Origin of the sequence: Mycobacterium sp. 1245805.9 (genome assembly GCF_001672915.1) — a bacterium.
GTDB lineage: Bacteria > Actinomycetota > Actinomycetes > Mycobacteriales > Mycobacteriaceae > Mycobacterium.
In genome coordinates this window covers 1-17964 of record NZ_LZKR01000093.1, presented here as the reverse complement: position 1 = coordinate 17964, position 17964 = coordinate 1, and the positions used below count along the sequence as shown (strand labels likewise).

Genomic DNA, 17964 nt, shown 5'->3' with positions numbered 1-17964 from the left:
GTAAACCGGCGAGTGTCGAGTTATCGCACCGAAAACGCGACGATCGCCCAAACAAAGTCGACGCTCGACAGATGGTCAGCGGTGGCTCTGGGTGAAGAACTGCCAGATGGTGTCGGTGGCGTTCAGCGCGGTCGACGGTTCCGGAATTCCGGCGAGTTCCGCGAGCGGGCTGGGCTGTCCGCCGGGCCACTGATGGCCGGCGCCGGCCACCGAGATCAACTCGACGGTGCGCCCGTCGGGGCATCCGGCCGTCTGGGTGGTCACGCTGCCGGCGGTGGTCGAGGTCGGGGGACCGCACCCGTCGATGGCCCGCCAGGTGGCGTTGACCGACTCGACCGAGGGGCCGTCGACGCGTGGATTCCCGTTGATGGCGAAAGCCTTTCCGGGCCCGCCGTTGTAGGGGACCCGTTCGTCGGCGGTGCCGTGAATCTGCAGCACCGATGTCGGTCGCGCTTGCGAGCAATCGGTCAGCATCGTGCCGGCGACGGGGGCGATCGCGGCGAAGGTGTCGCTCTGGCAGCCCAGCCGCAGCGCCATCATCGCCCCGTTCGACATGCCGGTGGCGTAGACGCGCGCGCGATCGATGGGGATCTCCTGCTCGATGGCTCCCACCATCGCGGTCAGGAAGCCGACGTCGTCGGTATTGGCGCGCTGCGGTTCGCCGCAGCACGTCCCGGCGTTCCAGGCACGGTTGAGGCCGTCGGGGTAGGCCACCAGGAAATGCCCGTTGTCCGCCTCGGCGTCCCAGTTGTAGGACCGCTCGGCCTGTGCGCCGTTGCCGAAGCCGCCGTGCAGCATCACCACCAGCGGTGCGGCGTCGGGCAATCCCTGCGGTCGGTACAGATGAAAGGTCCTGCTGACGCCGCCGGAGTCGATGGATTGGGTCGATTGCCCGACCGGAATCGGTTGGGAGCCAGGTGTTCCCAACGCGTGCCCGCCGCCGACGCAGCCGCCGAGCACGACGACCAAAATCGACGCGAGACCGATACCGAACCCCCGAGCGCGCAGCGACCGCATGAACTCATCGTGGCAGCCGGCGGCAGATTTGACAAGTAACTTGTCAAAATGGCCCGGGATGGCACACTCATCCACATGCGACGTGTTGCCGACGCCGACTGGAAGCCCACCGTCCCGGCGCTGGTGAACCTGGTGGCCGCCTCGGGCGCGCCCCGCTTGCGGGCGGCGTTCGCCGCGGCCGGCCTCGACGGCATCCGGCCCGCGCAGGCGGTCGCGCTGGTGCCGCTGGCGGCCGGCGGCCTGCACGCGTCGGATCTGGCCGACCGGCTCAACGTGAGCCGCCAGGCGGTGGCCCAGGGGATCGCCGGCCTGGAGCGGCACGGCTATGTCACCCGAGTCGCCGATCCCGTCGACGCCCGCGCCCGGCTCATCGAGCTGACGCCGCGTGGTCGCCAAGCGCTGCGGGTGATGCGTTCCAACGCAGTCGCTTTGGAGAAGCGGTGGGAGCAGCTGCTGGGTCCCGAGCGGCTGGGCGAATTGCGGGAGACCCTGCAGATGTTGCTCTCCAGCGAGGCCGACGCGGCGCGCGATTGACACGGCGTAGGTTCGACCCAAGACGATGACAGGAGTCCGCCGTGCCCATCTTCATGGTCGAGCGCAACTTTGCCGAGGAAATGGAACCGAGCTTCGAGGTTGCCGACGGCATCAACCGGATCAACGACGACGAGGGCGTTCGCTGGATGTACTCGTTCCTGTCGGCGGACAAGCGCAAGACCTACTGCCTGTACGAGGCGCCCTCGCCCGAGGCCATCAGGACCGCGGCCGCGCGGGCCGGGCTGCCCGCCGACGTCATCGTCGAGGTGCGTGATCGCGTCATGCCCGACGGCGGGCTCTCCGATATCTGAGATCGTCACCCGAGCAGTTCGTGATCGGCGGCGTACATCGCCGCCTGGGTGCGGTTCGCGGCGCCCGTTTTGATCAGGATGTTGCGCACGTGGTTGGCGGCCGTGTTGGTGCTGATGTAGAGGCGTTCGCCGATCGCCCGATTGCTCAGCCCCTCGGCGAGCAGCCGCAGCACCTCGACCTCCCGGTCCGTCAAGCCGTCCGGGCCCGTCATCAATACCGCATCCACCATGGCGACGACGCGGTTCTGGCCGATCGACGTGGCGATCGCGCGCGCCTCGTCGGCCAGGCGCCGTGCTTCCTCGGTGCGCCCGCGCGACGCCTCGAACAACGCGTCCCGGGCCAGCGTCTCACCGACGTGAACCACCGAGCCCATCCGGCGGTCCATCTCGAGCGCCGCGGCGAAATGCCGCTCGGCCGCGGCGGTGTCTCCGTCGAGTGCCGCGATCCGGGCGAGGTATCGGTCGGCGCTGCCGAACAGGGCGACGAACTGGCCGGCGACCAGGTTCTTGCCGGCATAGCGCGATATGTACGGGCGCAGCGAATGCAGCGCCTCGCGGTTGCCCAGCTCCAGCGCCGCCTCGACCATGAACACCAGCTCCATCGGCCACTGCGCCTCGTCGGTGCGATCGCCGAATTTGCGGTTAAGCAGGTGGTTGAGGGCGCGGGTCATGCCCGCCTCGCAGTTGAGCTCGGTGTACAGCGCCAGCAGGCCGGGCACCCAGCGCCCGGCGAAAGTCTCGCTGCCGTCGATGAACCCGGCGAATCGCTTCAGGTCGGATGTCTCGCGGCGGATCATGAACATCTGGACGCCGTTGGAGCCCGCGGTGTCGTCCGCGTCGAACAAATCGCCTGCGCGCAAAGCGATGTCGGCCCACCGTTCGGCGCCGGTGAAGTCGCCGCGGAGATAGGCCAGCGCCTGCTCGACGCAGGCACCGACGAAGCCGAAGACCGGTTGTCCGCACGCCTGGCCCGCCCGCCGCATGTCCGCGGTCGACGCGGCCAGGTCGTCGGGCCGGCCGGCCAGATAGCTGACCATGGCGCGAAAGTGCGCGGCCGCCCCGAGCACCTCGTAGTCGCGACGCTCCAGCGCCATGACGGACACCTCGGCCGATCGCTCCGCCTGGATTTCGCACATTTCCGGGGTGAGCCCCTGCCACAGGCTCGTCTTGAGCGTGTGCATCAGCACCGCCTGATCGCCGGTGGCCCGTGCGCGGTCGATGGCGTTGTTGCCCACCTCGCGCGCCCGCGCCGCCTCTCCGGCAAAGGCCAGCGCGCGCCCAAAGCTGCCGAGTGCCTGCAGGTAGCGCAGGTCGTCGGAATCCAACCCGCACGACTCCAGCGCCGACGCCAGCAGGTCGGCCGCCTTCGAATCCGACTGTCCGCGACGCCAATTCGCTTCCTCGTAGCCGACGGCCGCCCCCAGCCGGATCAGCGGATCGTCCATCGCGCTGAGACGTTCGTAAATGGCCCGCGACCGCGCGAAATCGCCAGCGCGCACGTGGTTAGCGGCCGCATCGAGGTCCAGCCGCGCCCGATCGGTGCGGCTCAGCTCGGGCAGCGACGCCGCCCGCTCGAACCACCTCGCCGCGTCCTCGTAGGCCAGGCTCTGTTCGGCCATCCGGGCCGCCTGGTGCGCGTACCGCAGCGCCTGCTCATGGTAGCCGAGCACGTGGGCCCGCAGGTAGTGGTTCGCCAACCGGGGGATGAGCGACGAGTCCGACCGGCCCTCCAGCGCTTCGGCCGCCCGCGCGTGCATGATCCGCAGCCGGGACGCCGCCATTCCGCCGACCACGGCCTCGCGGGTGAGCGCGTGCACGAACGAGAACTCGCCGTCGGAGTCGCGGACCGGCCGGATCAGGCCGACGCCCTCGGCCGAATCGACCGCCGCCAGCGTCGCGGCGAGGTCGGTCTCGCTCGCGGCGATGAGCGCGGGCAGGTCGAACGTCTCGCCGAGCACCGCCGCCTGTTCGATGACGACCCGGACGCCGGCGCCCAGTCCGCTGAGCCGGCGGGCGATGGCGTCGCCGATCGACGCCGGGACGGTCTGCTGCACACCCAGCGTGGCCAGCCCACCCCGGGCTTCGAGGTCGCCGACCAGCTCGGTCAGGAAGAACGGATTGCCGCCGGTCTTGTCGCGCAGCAGGGCGGCGGCGGTGCGCGCCGACGCCGGAGCCAGCTGCTGGGTCCGCCTGACGAACTCGGCGATCGCCTCGGTGTCCAGCCCCGCGAGGTCCAGGCGCCGGACCCCGTCGAAGCGGTGCAGCTCGGCCAGCCGGGTGGTGAGCTCGTCGGAACGGTCCGGTTCGGTCGACCGGAACGTGGCGACCACCAGCATCCGGACATCGGCGCAGCCGATCACGACGCGTTCGAGCATCACCAGCGTGGGCAGCTGCGCCCAATGCAGGTCGTCGAGGATCAATGCGATCGGACGGTCGGCGGCCAGGCGCCGCAGAAAACCGGTCAGGGCGTCGAACAGCGCCTGCCTGGGCGCCGCGACTTCGTCTGCCGGGCCGATGTCCGGCAAATGCCGATCCACCTGGGTGGACAGCCGGCGCAGTTGTGCGCCCGCGTCGGCCAGGGTGTCCGCCAGCGAACCCGGCGCGGCGGCGACCAGCAGCCGATCCAGCGCCTCGGTGAACGGCGCGTACGGCACGTCCGCGTCGGCCGTCGAGCTCCCGACGAGCACCGGGACGCCGTGGTCGGCCAGCGTTCCGGCGACCTCGGCCGCCAGGCGGGTCTTGCCCGCCCCGGGCTCCCCGCCGATGAAGACCGCCTGGCGGTTGCCGCCCTCGACGCGCTCCCACGCCTGCTCGAACGCGGCAAGCTCCGCGGCGCGGCCGACGAGCGGGCCGCGGCGACGGGCCAGCAGTTCCGCCGGAAGCGGCGGCGGCACCCACTGGGCCGTGGGATCAGCCATGGAATCAAGGTAACCGCGCCGATATGGCCGGTCGATAGTCAGATCTGACTATCGTGGGATGCCTGGCAAATGCCTCGTTGTGGTCATGACGCGCGGTCTTGCCGGCCGTAGCGTCGCGGCATCAGACCTGCGAAGCAACCAGAGGAGGTGCGGGCGATGAGCGTGACGACCGCAACCGACGAACTGCGCGGCCGGTTCGGGGCACAGGTGATCCTGCCCGACGACGCCGGATACGACGAGGCCCGTGCGCTGCACAACGCCATGATCGACAAGCGACCCGCGGTGATCGTGCGGTGCGGAACCACCGGCGACATCGTCGGCGCCCTCGAATACGCCCGGGCGTCGAACCTCGAGGTCGCCGTGCGCGGGGGCGGCCACAACGGCCCCGGCTTCGGTTGCGTCGAGGGCGGTCTCGTCATCGACCTGTCGCCGATGAACCGCGTCCACGTGGACCCCGACCGGCGGACCGCCCGCGTCCAGGGCGGGGCGACGTGGGCGCAGGTGGACGCCGCGACCTACGCGCACGGCCTGGCGACGCCGTCGGGCATCATCTCGAGCACCGGCGTCGGTGGGCTGACCCTGGGCGGCGGCCACGGCTACCTGACCCGCAAGTACGGCCTGACCATCGACAACCTGCTGGAGGCCGAGGTCGTGCTGGCCGACGGACGGGTGGTCACGGCGTCCGAATCCGAACACCCCGACCTGTTCTGGGCGCTGCGCGGTGGCGGCGGAAACTTCGGCGTGGTCAGCTCGTTCACGTTCCGCCTGCACCCCGAGCACACCGTGCTGTGCGGTCCCACGGCGTGGCCCGCATCGGCCACCGCCGACATCCTCAGCTGGTACCGGGACTTCCTGCCCGCCCAGGACGAGGACCTCTACGGCTTCTTCGCGACCATGACCGTCCCGCCGGCGCCGCCGTTCCCCGAGGTGTTCCACCTGCAGAAGGCGTGCGCGGTGGTCTGGTGCTACACCGGCGATCCCGGTGGGGCCGATGAGGCGTTCGCGCCGGTCCGGCAGATGCGGCCGGCCTTCGAGGGCCTGATGGCGGCGCCGTATCCCGCGCTGAACTCCACCTTCGATGCGCTGTATCCCAAAGGGCTGCAGTGGTATTGGCGCGGCGATTTCATCCGCACGATCCCCGACGCCGCCGTCGCGGCCCATGCCGGCTTCGCCGAGGAGCTGCCGACGATGCACTCCACGATGCACCTCTACCCGATCGACGGCGCGGTGCACCGGGTCGGTCAGACCGACACCCCCTGGGCCTACCGGGATGTGAACTTCTCACAGGTCATCGCGGGCGTCGACCCGGATCCGGCGAACGCCGAGGTGTTGAAGCGCTGGACGAAGGAGTACTGGGAGGCCATCCACCCGCACTCGGCCGGCGGCGCCTACGTCAACTTCATGATGGACGAGGGCCGGGACCGGGTCCGCGCCACCTACGGCCCGAACTACCAGCGGCTCAGCGAGATCAAGGCGGAGTACGACCCGGCCAACGTGTTCCACATCAACCAGAACATCCTGCCCGCCGGATCGCCTGGCGCCGCATAATCATCGGGTGATGGAAGATCCCCATATCTACCGCCGCCTCGCGCTGCTCGAACAGCAGGTCCGCCTGCTCTCGGACCGGCTCGGGGTCCCGTGCCCGACGTTCGGCAGCGACGTGGGCGCCACATCGGGTGTGCTCGAGAACGGTGTGCCCTCCGAAGTCGTCGCCCTCGCGCGCTCCGGGAACGCCATTGCCGCGATCAAGCTGTACCAAAAGCTGACCGGCGCGGGCTTGCGCGAGGCGAAAGACATCGTCGACAACCTGTAGCGGACTATGGCCGACGGAAACCACCGTAGGCGCCGTTCATCCGCCGCTTGAAGGCGCGATCGAAACGTCGGTAGCCGCGGCGCAACGCTTGGCCCGGCCAATCGTCGCCCGCGAGCTCGACCGGCAGCAGCGGGTCGAGCTGAAGATGGCGCACCACGGCGATCGACAGCGCGAACTCGTAGGTGAAGCTTTCGGTCGAATCGTCCCGCTTGTCCGCATTGAGCGCGGCATCCATGGCGTCGATGAGCGCTCGGGCGTTGTCGGCCCATTCGTCGAGGGAAAACAGCGCCCGCACATGCGCGGCCGTGATGTCGGTCGTGGCGCCGTGAAAGCGCGTGCACTGCTGGTCGAGAACCGCCGTCAGTGCCGGAAACCGTTGCGGATCAAGGTTGTCCGGGCGGATCCAGACGCCCTCCCGAAGCTCGGCCAGGTGCAGGGCCGTCGCGGCCTTTCTCAGCTCCAGGCGATCGGTCGCCGATCTGCGCTCCAGCGCGACGATCGCCAGTTCCCACGTCCCGTCCCATCGGCGCGCGGCCGCGTCGTCGATCCGGGCCGCCTCGTCGACGCGCTGGCGGCGCTCCGACAGCCGGCCCGCGAGCGCGTAACTGCCGTCGTCGGCGGTCAGCTCACCTGCGGACACCATCCGCCACAGGCAGGTGCGGGCCGCCCCGGGGCTGATGCCGAACAGCGAGGCCACCGCCACCAGTTCCGCGACCGTGAGGCGGCCCCCGTCGGACCCCAGCAACGCGGACGCCAGCACGGAGCGCGCGCTCAGTGGCCGGCTGTCGATCAGGTCGCTCGCTCGGGATCGGGGCAGGGCGGGCACGGCTGACAACGGTATCACCAAATCATTGACGCGTGGCATGCATAGTGTGATACTGGCACGCATGAGCTTGCCGACCAAGTCGGTGCTCGCCGACGATGTGGAGATCGTCCGGCGCGTCCTCGCCCATATCGACGCCGGTACCACCGACGAGGGTGACTCCTGGCGCGAGTCGGTCGAAAACTATTTGAGCCCAAGTCGATTCGCCGAGGAACTCCGGTTGCTGCGCGCGATGCCGAGTGTCCTCGTTCCCTCGGCGGCGATCCCCAACCCGGGCGACCACGCCGAACGGGTCGCCTTCGGCGTGCCCCTGTTCGCGGTGCGGGGACGCGACCGCCGGGCGCGGGTGTTTCGCAACGCGTGCCGGCACCGCGGTTTCGCCCTCGTCGAGGGGACGGGCTGTGCGCAAGCGTTCGTGTGCCGCTACCACGGTTGGACATATCGGCTGGATGGCTCGCTCTCGCATGTGCCGCACGCCGAGGCTTTCCCCGGTCTCGACATGGCGACCCGTGGTTTGGTCGAGGTGCCCAGCCACGAGGTGGACGGTCTCATCGTCATCGGTGCGCTCGACTCGTCGGGTGCGGGCCCGGGGCACGACGTCGACGACGCGATGGCCTGGCTCACGGACGGGAATCCGTGGCGTGACAAAGTTTTGCCGTTTGAACGGCTCGTCTACGTGGAATCGACTCCGCGAGAGATGAACTGGAAGGTGCTTGCCGAGCAGTTTCTGGAGGGTTATCACATCCGATCGACGCACAAGAACACCTTCTATCCTTTGCAATACGATGATCTCAACGTGGTCGAGACATTCGGCCCAAATAGCCGTATCACGTTCCCGTACCGCAATATTGAGCGGCTGCGCGATCGCCCCCAGAGCGCTTGGACGATCGACGCGCGGGTGACGTTTTTGTATCAGCTGTTTCCCAACGTCATGGTGGCGACGTTCCCGGACCTGATATCCGTGGTTGTGCTCGACCCGGTGGACGTCGACCACACCACGGTAACGGTGTATTCGATGGTGAGGCCCGAGGTCGCCGAGCGGGAGTCGCTCGACCGACCGAGCACTCTCGTGGGCGCGGGAAGCCTCATTGGAACCGGTCTCGTGGAGGACAACGAGATGTCCGAGGGCGTGCAGCGCGGGTTGCGTTCGGGCGCCAACGAATTCGTGGAGTTCGGCCGACACGAGAGCGCGATCGGGCACTTTCACGCCACCCTCGACGAGCGCCTTGCCGCGATGGCCCGCTAGGAGTCGAACGGCGGGAGCCGGCGCCTGCACCGTTACGGCGTCTTGAGGAAGATGTCGTTGAGGGTGACCGTGCGCAGGTCTCGGTCACGGATGATGTCGACGAGTTGCGGATAGACGTGCGTGACCGGCGGGTGGTTGAGGTGGCCGATCACGATGGACTGCGGGGTGAAGTACTGGTCGGCCATCTTCACGATGTAGTCCTCGTGGATCAGCGTGGAATCCGACAACGACCCCGACCACAAGGTCGGCACGGTGTAGCCGAGGTCGGCGGCCACCGCGTCAACGTCGGCGTTGCGCTTCGCATACGGCGGCCGCCAGTAGGGTTTCGCGCCGATGCCGTAGGTCTTCTTCAAGAATTGGTCGTTGCGGGTGAGCTGATGGGCGATCTGCTCCTTGGGCAGCGTGGTCAGGTCGGGGTGCGACCACGTGTGGTTGCCCAGTTGGATCTGTCCGGAGTCGACCAGCGGCCGGAGTAGGTCCAGGTTCTCGGTCCAGGAGTCGTACACCCCGTTGACGAAGAACGTCAGCCGGATACCGGTGTCCTTGGCGAACTGGGTGTAGGCGCGCACCACTTCGCTGTTGACGCCGTCATCGACGGTCAGCGCGAGCAGGTCGCCCGCGCCGGGGATTTTGGTCAGCGCGCCGCCGCCCGGCAGCGGGATGCGAGCGCTCGGCGGTGGGGGTGGCAACAGGGCCGACGGGGCCGTCGGGCCGGAGGTCGCGACGTTCGCCGGAGGCGCTTGGGCGAACGTCCGGGGCTGCGGGTCGACCACCAGGCGGGCGGCGCCCACGCCGGCCACCGTCGCCGCGGCCAGCGCGCCCAGGAAACGGCGCCGGCTCAGCTCCGGCGCGGTGCCGCCGCCGATACTCGGGACGGCGAACCTCACGCGCCTCTCGGGTCTTTTGCGGTGGGATGTCGGCACACGCGACCCGGTACCCCGGATTCCTGTGTTGCCAAACTCCGCCGCCACAGCAGCGAACGGTACCAGTGCCGGTTTCAATACGCCGGGTTCGTTACAGGAGGTTCAGCTGTGAATTGGGGCTCGAAAAGGTAACGGTCTTGCATAGCTGGCGTCAATGCGGCGCGCCGCCGCCGCGCTGCGGCAACGCGACGGGATCGGTGCCGGGAGTCCCCAGTGTCCCGGCCAACCAGGGCAGCGACGCGGCGAACGCCTGGGCGGCGAAGGGCCAGTCGTGCTTGCCCGGCTGGGTGACCACCGCGCAGGTGATCCCGTTGGCGGTGGCGACGTCGCACAGCGCGTTGGCGGCGGCATCCTGGCCTTCGGGGTTGGCGGCGGGATCGACGCTGGGGCCGGCGATGGCGGAGTTGGCTTCCTCGGCGACGGCGTGCGGACCGGGCGACGAGGGAACGTCGAACCACCCCGATAGGCCGGTGTAGTGACCGTGCCGGGTCATGACGGTAGTGGGATCGAAGGCGGCCCAGGCGGCGCTGTCGCCGCCGAACAACCGGGCGACGGTTTGGTCCTTCGTCCCGATGCTGGGGCTGCGGTCGCCGGCGATGTCGACGAACGCGCTGAACAGCTCGGGATGCATGACGGCCAGGTCGACCGCGCAGGTGCCGCCCATCGACCATCCGGCGACGCCCCAGTTGGCCCGGTCGGCGCTCACCCCGAAGTTCGAGACCACGAAGGGCACCACGTCCTTCGTCAGGTGATCGGCGGCGTTGCCGCGGGTGCCGTTGACGCATTCGGTGTCGTTGTCGAACGTGCCGGTGGGATCGACGAAGACCAGCACCGGGGAGAAGCCGTGATGCTGGGCCGCGAAGTCGTCGATGGCGGTGAATGCGCCGCCGGGGCGCAGCCAGTCGGCGGGGGTGTTGAACGCCGAGCTGATCATCATCACCGCCGGCAGCCGGGGCGGCGGGTTGCTGTTGAACCACGCCGGGGGCAGATACACCAGTTCCTGGCGGTGCGGGAAGTGCGACGCGTCGGCGCTGATGGTCACGGGCACCACGACGCCCTTGGCCGGCTTCGTCCCCTCGAGCTGCATCGCGGTGACCCTCAGCCGGTCGATTTGATCGGGCAAGGGCTGCGAGGTCAGCTGGTCCCAGGCCGCCGCCACGGTGGGGAAGTAGCCGACCCAGCCGTTCAACGCCAGGGCCGCGCACAGCGCGCAGAGCGGCACCGAAACCACCGCCAGGCTGCGACGCCACCAGCGGGCGCCCGGCCAGCCGAGCGTCAGCACCGCAACCGCGAGCCCGCTCATCGCGATCCACAGCCACAGCGACACCGGGGCTGGGTCCCCGGCCACACCGATCGACGTGATGTACCAGTACGACAGCGCCGTGGCCAGGCCCGCGACACCCAGCGCTACCGGAAGCGCCCAGCCACGCCAGCGGCGCCTCGTCACACCGATCGCGCCGACGGCGACGAGCAGCGCGAGCGCCTGCGTGGCCACCGGCAGCCAGCCATGCAGCAAGGACAGCTGTTCGACGAATCGGGGCAACGGCGGTGACCTTCGCTAAATCAAATCTCTTTGCGAATAACCCACCGGCCAAGGCTTGAAGAACACGGCAGGCCAGATCAACTATCCCACAGGATCCGCACGCCTCGTGCCGGCGAAGCTCCGCAGTCTCAGGCTGTTGCCGACGACGAACGCGCTGGAGAACGCCATCGCGGCGCCTGCCACCATCGGATCGAGCAGGCCGAGCGCCGCCAACGGGATCGCGGCGACGTTGTAGCCGAAGGCCCAGAACAGGTTCGCCTTGATGGTGCGCAGGGTCCGGCGGGACAGCCGGATCGCGTCCACCGCGGCGCACAGGTCGCCGCGCACCAGGGTCAGATCCGCCGCCTCGATCGCCACGTCGGTTCCGGACCCCAGCGCCAGCCCCAGATCGGCGCGGGCCAGGGCGGCCGCGTCGTTGACGCCGTCCCCGACCATGGCGACCACCCTGCCCTCTGACTGCAGGCGTTCCACGGCGGCCACCTTGCCGGCGGGCGTCACGCCGGCGACGACGTGCGCGATGCCGACCTGCTCGGCGACGCGCCTGGCGACGGCCTCGCCGTCACCGGTCAGGAGCACGGGCGTCAGCCCCAGTGCCGTGAACAGCCGGATCGCCTCGGCGCTGGTCGGTCTGACGGCATCGGCGACGACCAGGAGCCCGCGCGCTCGGCCGTCCCACCCGGCGGCGACGACGATATTGCCGGCGCGCTCGGCGCGGGCTTTGGCTTCTGAGAGTTCCGCATCGAGCTGCTGGGCCCGGTCGGCCAGCAGGTTCTCGCTCCCGACGACTACGGCATGCCCGTCGACCACTCCCTGCACGCCTTGCCCGGTCACCGCCACGAAATCCCGGGCCGCGGGCAGGGCGCCGAACTCCGCCTTGGCGGCGGTCGCGATCGCCTGCGCGACGGGATGTTCCGACGCGTCCTCGACGGCACCGGCATAGCGCAGCAGCGTTCCGCGGTCCGCCTGCGGCCCGGCAAGCACGTCGACCAGGGTCATCTTGCCGGTGGTGACGGTGCCGGTCTTGTCGAGCACGATGGTGTCGACCTTGCGCGTCGACTCCAAGACCTCGGGTCCCCTGATGAGCACGCCGAGCTGGGCCGCCCGGCCGGCGCCGACCAGCAAGGCGGTCGGCGTGGCCAACCCGAGCGCGCACGGGCAGGCGATGATGAGCACCGCGAGCGCGGCCGTCACCGCCGCGGTGACGGAAGAGCCCGCAGCAAGCCATGTCGCGAGGGTCGCCACCGCGACGACCATGACGGCCGGGACGAACACGCCCGAGACCCGGTCGGCGAGCCGTTGCACGCTCGCCTTGCCCGATTGCGCCGCCTCGACGAGGCGCGCCATCTGCGCCAGCTGGGTGTCGTCGCCCACGCGGGTGGCCCGCACGGCCAGGCGTCCCCCGGCGTTGACGGTGGCGCCGGTCACGGCCTCGCCCTCGCCGACCTCGACGGGGACGGACTCACCGGTGAGCATCGAGGAATCGATGGCGGATGATCCCGAGACGACGACGCCGTCGGTGGCGATCTTTTCGCCTGGGCGCACCACGAACACGTCGCCCACCGCCAGCTGGTTGACGGGAAGCCGCGTCTCCGACCCGTCCCGCAGCACGGCGACGTCCTTGGCCCCGAGTTCGAGCAGGGCCCGCAGCGCCGCGCCCGCGCGCCGCTTGGCGCGCTTCTCGAAGTAGCGGCCGGCCAGGATGAACATCGTGACGCCCGCGGCCACTTCGAGGTAGACGTGTCCCGCCCCGAGGAGCACCGCGTACAGGGAGCCCACGAACGCCGAGAGCGTCCCGACCGAAACGAGTGTGTCCATCGTGGCCGCGCCGTGCTTGAGGCTGGCCCACGCCCCCGCGTGAAACTGCCGGCCCGCCCATCCGACGACCGGCGCGGCGAGGGCCAGCGACACCCATTGCCAGCCACGGAACTGGAACGCGGGCAGCATCGCCATCGCGACCACCGGGACGGCGAGCACGATCGCGGTGACCAGGCGAATGCGCAGCGCCGCCAGCTCGCCGTCGGCAGGCCCCGGCGTTTCGGGGGCGGGTTCTGTTTGCGGGAGCGCCGCGGTGAAGCCGGCCTTCTCGACCTCCGCGATCAGCTCCCGAGCGTCGTATCCGAGGGGCAGACTGACGGCGGCCTTTTCGGTGGCGTAGTTGACTTGGGCGCTGACGCCGTCCAGCCCGTTCAGCTTCTTCTCGATGCGCGCCGCGCACGAGGCGCAGCTCATCCCCCCGATTTGCAGCTCGATTCTGTTGACCGTGTTAGCGTCCGCCGTCACGCGACCAGGACCGCCCTATAACCGGCCTCATCGACCGCGTCCAGCACCGCGCTCGCGTCGACGGGTAGAGAGCTCCGCACGACGAGCCGGCCCGTGCTGGCGTCGACGTCCACACCGTCCACACCCGGGATCCGGCCCACCTCGTCCTGCACGGCGGCCTCGCAGTGCCCGCAAGTCATCCCGGTGACGCGGTACTCGTTGGTCGCCATGAAACTCCCGTCTAGATGCCCGTATGGAAGGCGGTATCCCTGTTATACGGGCGCCGCTCACCGCCGGCCACCCGGGATTGGCGACCGGCTAGGGCTCCGACAGCAGCAGCATGACCCGGCCGGTGGCAGGCGGCGCGGGAAACGCCCCCACATCGAAGCCGTAGTACTCGCGCTGATCGGCCGAGACCGCGTCGATCACCTTGCCCGTCGCGGTGAGCTCGCCGTTCCGAACCTTGGCCATCATGCCCTTGAAGTCGGGCACGGCCATCGATTCGGCGAGAAGCAACGCCTCACCGCCGGTGCGCAGGGCCACCAATACGCCCGCCCCCGCGTAGTTGTTGCCGCCGCGCCCAAGGCCCTGGGGCGCCCAATAGACGGACGTCGAGGCCACGGTGCCGGTCACCCGCCGATACTCGCCGGGATGTTGCGTGTCGGCGACGGTGACGACGGGCAGGCGGGCGATCGTGCGTTTTTCCTTCAACCACAATCCGCCCAGCGGCAGGCAGGCGATGGCGTACATCAACAACATCAGCGCGAGCACCGGCTTCCAGGCGATCTCCCAGCCGAGCCGCCGCCGTGAGATCGGCAACCCGCGGAGCTGCGCATCGAGCTCACGGCGCCCGAATTTGAAGACGTACCAAGCCAGAACCCGCGCCAGCGCCATGCAGGCGATGATTATCAAGCCGACGATGCCGCACACCCGCCAGTAAAAGGTGCTGTCGCCCTGGTTGATGGTCGCCGCGAACATCACGGCGGGGATCGGGGCGGTGATCAGCAACAGCAGCGCGTACGACGGGTGACTGGTCAGGTACGGGTAGGTCACCCGCCACGCGCGGTTGCCGCCGTAGACGGTCACCGGGCCGATATCGGCGTGCACCGTCGGCGTCCACGTTCCCTGCACCACCCGCGGCCTGACCAGCGAGCGGGCGAAGAAGAACCCGAAGAACAGCGATACCGCGAGCGCTCCCCAGAAGGTGCCGTCGAGCCGTTCGCCGGTGCCCGGCACCCCGAACGCTCCGCGAATATCGATGACCTTGCCGATGAAGAACATCAACGGCATCACGACGAAGAACTCCATCAGCCAGATCTGGATCAGCTGGGGAATACGTGAGCCCAGGCGGTCGAAGGCCAACACACGTTGCCAGAGAAACCGTAGGACCCGCACGACCAGGCACTCTAGCGGGCTTTAGACGTAGCCCACGCCGATGGCGCTCACCAGTCGTGCCGTTTCGACCAGATCGTCGGGTGTGGGTGAATCGTAGGGAACGCTGGGCGGCAACGGCCCGGCGATATCGACGGCGACGATGTCGGCGCCGTCGGCGCTGAGCCGCACTGCGTGCGCGCGCCCTTGTCCCCGCGCGGCGCCGGTAATCAACGCCACCCTCCCGGAATCGACTGGCTCACCGAACGCCTCCCCGTGAAACGTCGTTGTTCGAACAGTTGCGAAAGTTCAATCCGGCGAAGCGTAGCGTCGAGTTCGCGCTGCCGGATATCCGGAAGGAGACCGCCATGACCGTCAAACTTGTCGACGCGGGTCCTCGACAGGTGAGCCGCTCGGTCGAAGTGGACGCGCCGGCCGCCGAGCTGTACGCGATGGCTCTCGACCCGCGGCGCCACCACGAATTGGACGGATCGGGCACGGTGGTCGACAACATCAGTGTCCCCGCGGAAATGTCTGTGGGATCGAAGTTTTCGACGAAGATGAAAATGTATGGCGTCCCGTACCGCATCACCAGCAGGGTGACGGCGCTCAAACCGAATGAGCTGATCGAATGGCGCCACCCCCTGGGACACCGCTGGCGCTGGGAATTCGAGTCGCTGTCACCGACGAGGACGCGGGTCACCGAGACGTTCGACTACAGCGAAGCCGGCGCGATCAAGAACGCGCTGAAGTACTACGAGCTGATGGGTTTCCGCAAAGCCAACGCGGAAGGCATCGAGGCGACGTTGGCCAAGCTGCGCGACCGCTACGCGGCGTCATGACGGGTCGGGCGCGTCCCACGCGACCACGCCCGAAACCCAATGTGAAAGCTTTTCGACCTGGTCGTTGCGGTGCAGGTGGCGCGGCGGCGTCGCATAGCTGGCGTACGGCCGGCAGCGGATGACCACGCGGTTTTCCCGCTCGCACATCGCCGCGACGTCGGGGCGTGCCTCCTCGCCGAGCGGCTGACCCGACATTCGCCCGCCGACCGCCATCATCACGTCGACGGCCAGGTCACGGTCGCGATCGAGGGTCGCGTCCGCGTACACCTGCAGGTAGGCAAACGGCCACCGCTCGTCGAGGACGCACAGGCTGACCTTGCCGTCGCGTTCGACGATGCGGGCCTTGCCGCGGCCGGCCATGGTGGACACCAGCAGTTCGTCGGTGTCGGTGGGGATGTAGTAGACGATCGACATCGCCGGGCCGTCGTTGCGGCGGCGGTACCCGAACACGCAGGTCCGATGCGTCCGGACGAATTCACGACGTTCGGATGGAAGCATGTCGCGGTCGGTGGGGACCGCGTAGGGCTCCGGTGCCAGGGGTAGCAGCATGGCGGACTTCCTTGCCTATCAGGGGGATTGACCCGTGAGCGAATAATGGATACAGTGTGCCCATAAACAGGGAAGAGTGTCAACCAGAGGGACCGCCGCAGCAGCCATCGGGGCGCTCTCGCGGGCGCCCGGCCTTGCCGCTGGACCGGATCCTCGCCGTGGCGATCGAACTCGTCGACGAGCACGGGGCGGACGCGCTGTCGATGCGATCGCTGGCGCAGCGCCTGGGTTCGGGCACCGCGACGCTGTACCGCCACTTCGCCAACCGATCGGAGTTGGTGGCGATGATGGTCGACCGGCTGCTCGGCGAAATCGAACTCGACTCCGCAACCGTCAGCGCATTGCCGTGGCCGCAGGCGTGCACATTGTTCGCGCAGCACATGTTCGACGCGCTGGGCCGCCGCGGCAGTGTCGCGTCGCTGTTGATCGGCCACGTCCCGATGGGACCCAACGCGCTGGCCCAACGCGAGTTGATGCTGGCGCTTCTGCTCGACAACGGATTTCCACCCGTGGTCGCCGCCCACGCCTACGCGACTCTGTCGCGTTACGTACTCGGCTTCGCGATCCAGCAGTCCGGATCGGCTGCGGGCGAACAGGATGCCGAATTGACGGCCGCATTCCACGAGCTTGATCCGTCGCGCTACCCCGCGACGGTGGCGGTAGCCGACGATCTGCCCGTTCCGCTGCAGGAGGAGTTCGCCTACGGGTTACGCCTCATCGTCGCCGGACTCGAGCAACTGGGTCACTGAACCCAGTCGGCGAGTAGCTCGTTACCCCTTCCGAACGACCGCCCGTCCGCGAAGGAAGGATCCGCCCGAAATGATCGACAGCGCCCCGTCCCCCGCCAGCACGCCGTTACGCGTGGCCGAGTCACTGACCCGCGCCGGCCAGCTGATCAGCCGCTACGGACTGGTGGTCGTCCTGGCCTGGATCGGGTTCGGCAAGTACGTGAAGATGGAATCCCGGGTGCTCATCGAGCACAGCCCGCTGATGGGCTGGATCTATCACGTCGCCCCCGTCACTACCGTGGCGCGGGGGCTGGGAACGATGGAAATCGTTGCGGCGCTTCTCATTGCGCTGCGACCGGTGTGGCCGCGCGCATCGGCGGCGGGCAGCGCGCTGGCCGTCGTGCTCTTCATGGGAACGCTGAGCTTCTTGTTCACCACGCCCGGGGTGGTCTCGACCCACGCCGCCGGCCTCCCGGTGCTGTCCGCGCTGCCGGGCCAATTCCTGCTCAAGGATCTCGTGTTGATCGGCGTTGCGCTGTGGACGCTCGGCGACTCGCTCGCGGCGCGAAAAGCGTTCCCCTGAGCAATTCTTTGGCCGATGCCAGCGTGGCGGCGTAGGCATCCGGGGTCAGGTGGGCCGACCGGTCCGTCAGCCCGCGAGCCAGCGCGTAGATCGCGTTGACCGCGGCGCCCGCATCGGTGCCGGGCGGCAGCGCTCCGCGCGCCTGGGCGGCCCGGACGATGTCATCGATGGTGTCGCGCAACCCTTTTAGCCCGGCATGCCCGCGCATGGCGCGTTCGAACGCGGCCAGGTGCGGATACTCGCGCAGCAAGCTGTCCAGCTCGTCCAGCATCGCCTCGAGGCGCTCGACGACGTCATCGGAGTGCGCCGCGGCGGACCGCACCCGTGGCAATGCGATCTCGTCGATTTCCCGGACGGTCGCCGTGAACAGCTCGGACTTGTTCGGAAAGTAGTGGTACAGGCTGGCGCTGGTGACGTCGGCCGTGCGGGCGATCTCGCGGATGGTCGCGCGTGCGTACCCGACCCTGGCCACGCACCGCATGGTGGCAACGATGATCCGCTGGC

18 protein-coding genes and 1 pseudogene are annotated in these 17964 nt (G+C 68.9%); 8 read left to right on the top strand and 11 right to left on the bottom strand.

The annotated features are described in order from the left end of the window. Positions 1 to 75 precede the first annotated feature (75 nt). Positions 76 to 1017, bottom strand: a complete 942-nt coding sequence (locus A9X00_RS13195; RefSeq protein ID WP_067153608.1) for a PHB depolymerase family esterase — start codon at positions 1015 to 1017, stop codon at positions 76 to 78. 75 nt (positions 1018 to 1092) lie between these two features. On the opposite strand from A9X00_RS13195, the gene A9X00_RS13190 reads away from it, so the two are divergent. Beyond that, complete coding sequence (locus tag A9X00_RS13190; protein ID WP_067153822.1) at positions 1093 to 1551, top strand: MarR family winged helix-turn-helix transcriptional regulator; 459 nt, start codon at positions 1093 to 1095, stop codon at positions 1549 to 1551. 41 nt (positions 1552 to 1592) lie between these two features. Beyond that, positions 1593 to 1862, top strand: a complete 270-nt coding sequence (locus A9X00_RS13185) for a DUF4242 domain-containing protein (protein WP_067153606.1) — start codon at positions 1593 to 1595, stop codon at positions 1860 to 1862. Between the two features lie 5 nt (positions 1863 to 1867). Here A9X00_RS13185 and A9X00_RS32510 read toward each other — a convergent pair whose 3' ends face one another. Further along, the gene (locus tag A9X00_RS32510; RefSeq protein ID WP_067153604.1) at positions 1868 to 4780 is read right to left on the bottom strand and encodes a helix-turn-helix transcriptional regulator; all 2913 of its coding nucleotides are present in this window, start codon (positions 4778 to 4780) and stop codon (positions 1868 to 1870) included. A gap of 156 nt (positions 4781 to 4936) precedes the next feature. Here A9X00_RS32510 and A9X00_RS13175 point away from each other — a divergent pair, with 156 nt between their 5' ends. Together A9X00_RS13175 and A9X00_RS13170 are read left to right on the top strand one after the other, a co-directional pair. After that, positions 4937 to 6328 (top strand): FAD-binding oxidoreductase, encoded by a 1392-nt coding sequence (locus tag A9X00_RS13175; RefSeq protein WP_067153602.1) that lies wholly within the window; start codon positions 4937 to 4939, stop codon positions 6326 to 6328. Between the two features lie 10 nt (positions 6329 to 6338). Continuing rightward, entirely contained in the window at positions 6339 to 6593 is a 255-nt protein-coding gene (locus tag A9X00_RS13170; protein WP_067153600.1) for a hypothetical protein, read from the top strand. 4 nt (positions 6594 to 6597) lie between these two features. Here A9X00_RS13170 and A9X00_RS13165 read toward each other — a convergent pair whose 3' ends face one another. Further along, positions 6598 to 7458, bottom strand: coding sequence for a PaaX family transcriptional regulator C-terminal domain-containing protein (locus A9X00_RS13165; RefSeq protein ID WP_067153598.1), 861 nt, complete (start codon positions 7456 to 7458; stop codon positions 6598 to 6600). Between the two features lie 22 nt (positions 7459 to 7480). Here A9X00_RS13165 and A9X00_RS13160 point away from each other — a divergent pair, with 22 nt between their 5' ends. Beyond that, positions 7481 to 8662: an SRPBCC family protein gene (locus A9X00_RS13160; protein WP_067153596.1), complete on the top strand. Its 1182-nt coding sequence runs from the start codon at positions 7481 to 7483 to the stop codon at positions 8660 to 8662. A 32-nt stretch (positions 8663 to 8694) separates the two neighbouring features. On the opposite strand, the gene A9X00_RS13155 is transcribed toward A9X00_RS13160, so the two are convergent. From A9X00_RS13155 to A9X00_RS29865, 6 genes and pseudogenes are all read right to left on the bottom strand, one after another. Beyond that, a complete protein-coding gene (locus tag A9X00_RS13155; protein WP_067153819.1) occupies positions 8695 to 9504 on the bottom strand; it encodes a polysaccharide deacetylase family protein in 810 nt (269 codons plus the stop codon). 232 nt (positions 9505 to 9736) lie between these two features. Beyond that, complete coding sequence (locus tag A9X00_RS13150; protein WP_067153594.1) at positions 9737 to 11128, bottom strand: alpha/beta hydrolase family protein; 1392 nt, start codon at positions 11126 to 11128, stop codon at positions 9737 to 9739. 81 nt (positions 11129 to 11209) lie between these two features. After that, complete coding sequence (locus A9X00_RS13145; RefSeq protein ID WP_255363073.1) at positions 11210 to 13408, bottom strand: cation-translocating P-type ATPase; 2199 nt, start codon at positions 13406 to 13408, stop codon at positions 11210 to 11212. Continuing rightward, positions 13405 to 13617 carry a heavy-metal-associated domain-containing protein gene (locus tag A9X00_RS13140; protein WP_067153584.1) on the bottom strand — a complete coding sequence of 71 codons (213 nt, stop codon included), beginning with the start codon at positions 13615 to 13617 and terminating at the stop codon, positions 13405 to 13407. The genes A9X00_RS13145 and A9X00_RS13140 overlap by 4 nt, the downstream gene beginning before the upstream one ends. Before the next feature lie 88 nt (positions 13618 to 13705). Then, positions 13706 to 14752, bottom strand: coding sequence for a hypothetical protein (locus tag A9X00_RS13135; protein WP_232006795.1), 1047 nt, complete (start codon positions 14750 to 14752; stop codon positions 13706 to 13708). A 66-nt stretch (positions 14753 to 14818) separates the two neighbouring features. Next, positions 14819 to 14998, bottom strand: a pseudogene (locus A9X00_RS29865) (SDR family mycofactocin-dependent oxidoreductase); the annotation flags it as partial. A gap of 128 nt (positions 14999 to 15126) precedes the next feature. Here A9X00_RS29865 and A9X00_RS13130 point away from each other — a divergent pair. After that, entirely contained in the window at positions 15127 to 15600 is a 474-nt protein-coding gene (locus A9X00_RS13130) for an SRPBCC family protein (protein ID WP_067153812.1), read from the top strand. Here the strand turns inward: A9X00_RS13130 and A9X00_RS13125 are convergent. Beyond that, complete coding sequence (locus A9X00_RS13125) at positions 15595 to 16149, bottom strand: pyridoxamine 5'-phosphate oxidase family protein (protein WP_067153581.1); 555 nt, start codon at positions 16147 to 16149, stop codon at positions 15595 to 15597. The genes A9X00_RS13130 and A9X00_RS13125 overlap by 6 nt on opposite strands. Positions 16150 to 16289: 140 nt before the next feature. On the opposite strand from A9X00_RS13125, the gene A9X00_RS13120 reads away from it, so the two are divergent. Beyond that, positions 16290 to 16898: a TetR/AcrR family transcriptional regulator gene (locus tag A9X00_RS13120; RefSeq protein WP_067153810.1), complete on the top strand. Its 609-nt coding sequence runs from the start codon at positions 16290 to 16292 to the stop codon at positions 16896 to 16898. A gap of 70 nt (positions 16899 to 16968) precedes the next feature. After that, positions 16969 to 17460, top strand: coding sequence for a DUF417 family protein (locus A9X00_RS13115; RefSeq protein ID WP_067153579.1), 492 nt, complete (start codon positions 16969 to 16971; stop codon positions 17458 to 17460). Here A9X00_RS13115 and A9X00_RS13110 read toward each other — a convergent pair. Next, positions 17384 to 17964 (bottom strand): TetR/AcrR family transcriptional regulator (locus A9X00_RS13110; RefSeq protein ID WP_156772068.1); only part of this gene is annotated, 581 nt, incomplete at its 5' end. The two genes, A9X00_RS13115 and A9X00_RS13110, sit on opposite strands and share 77 nt — an antisense overlap.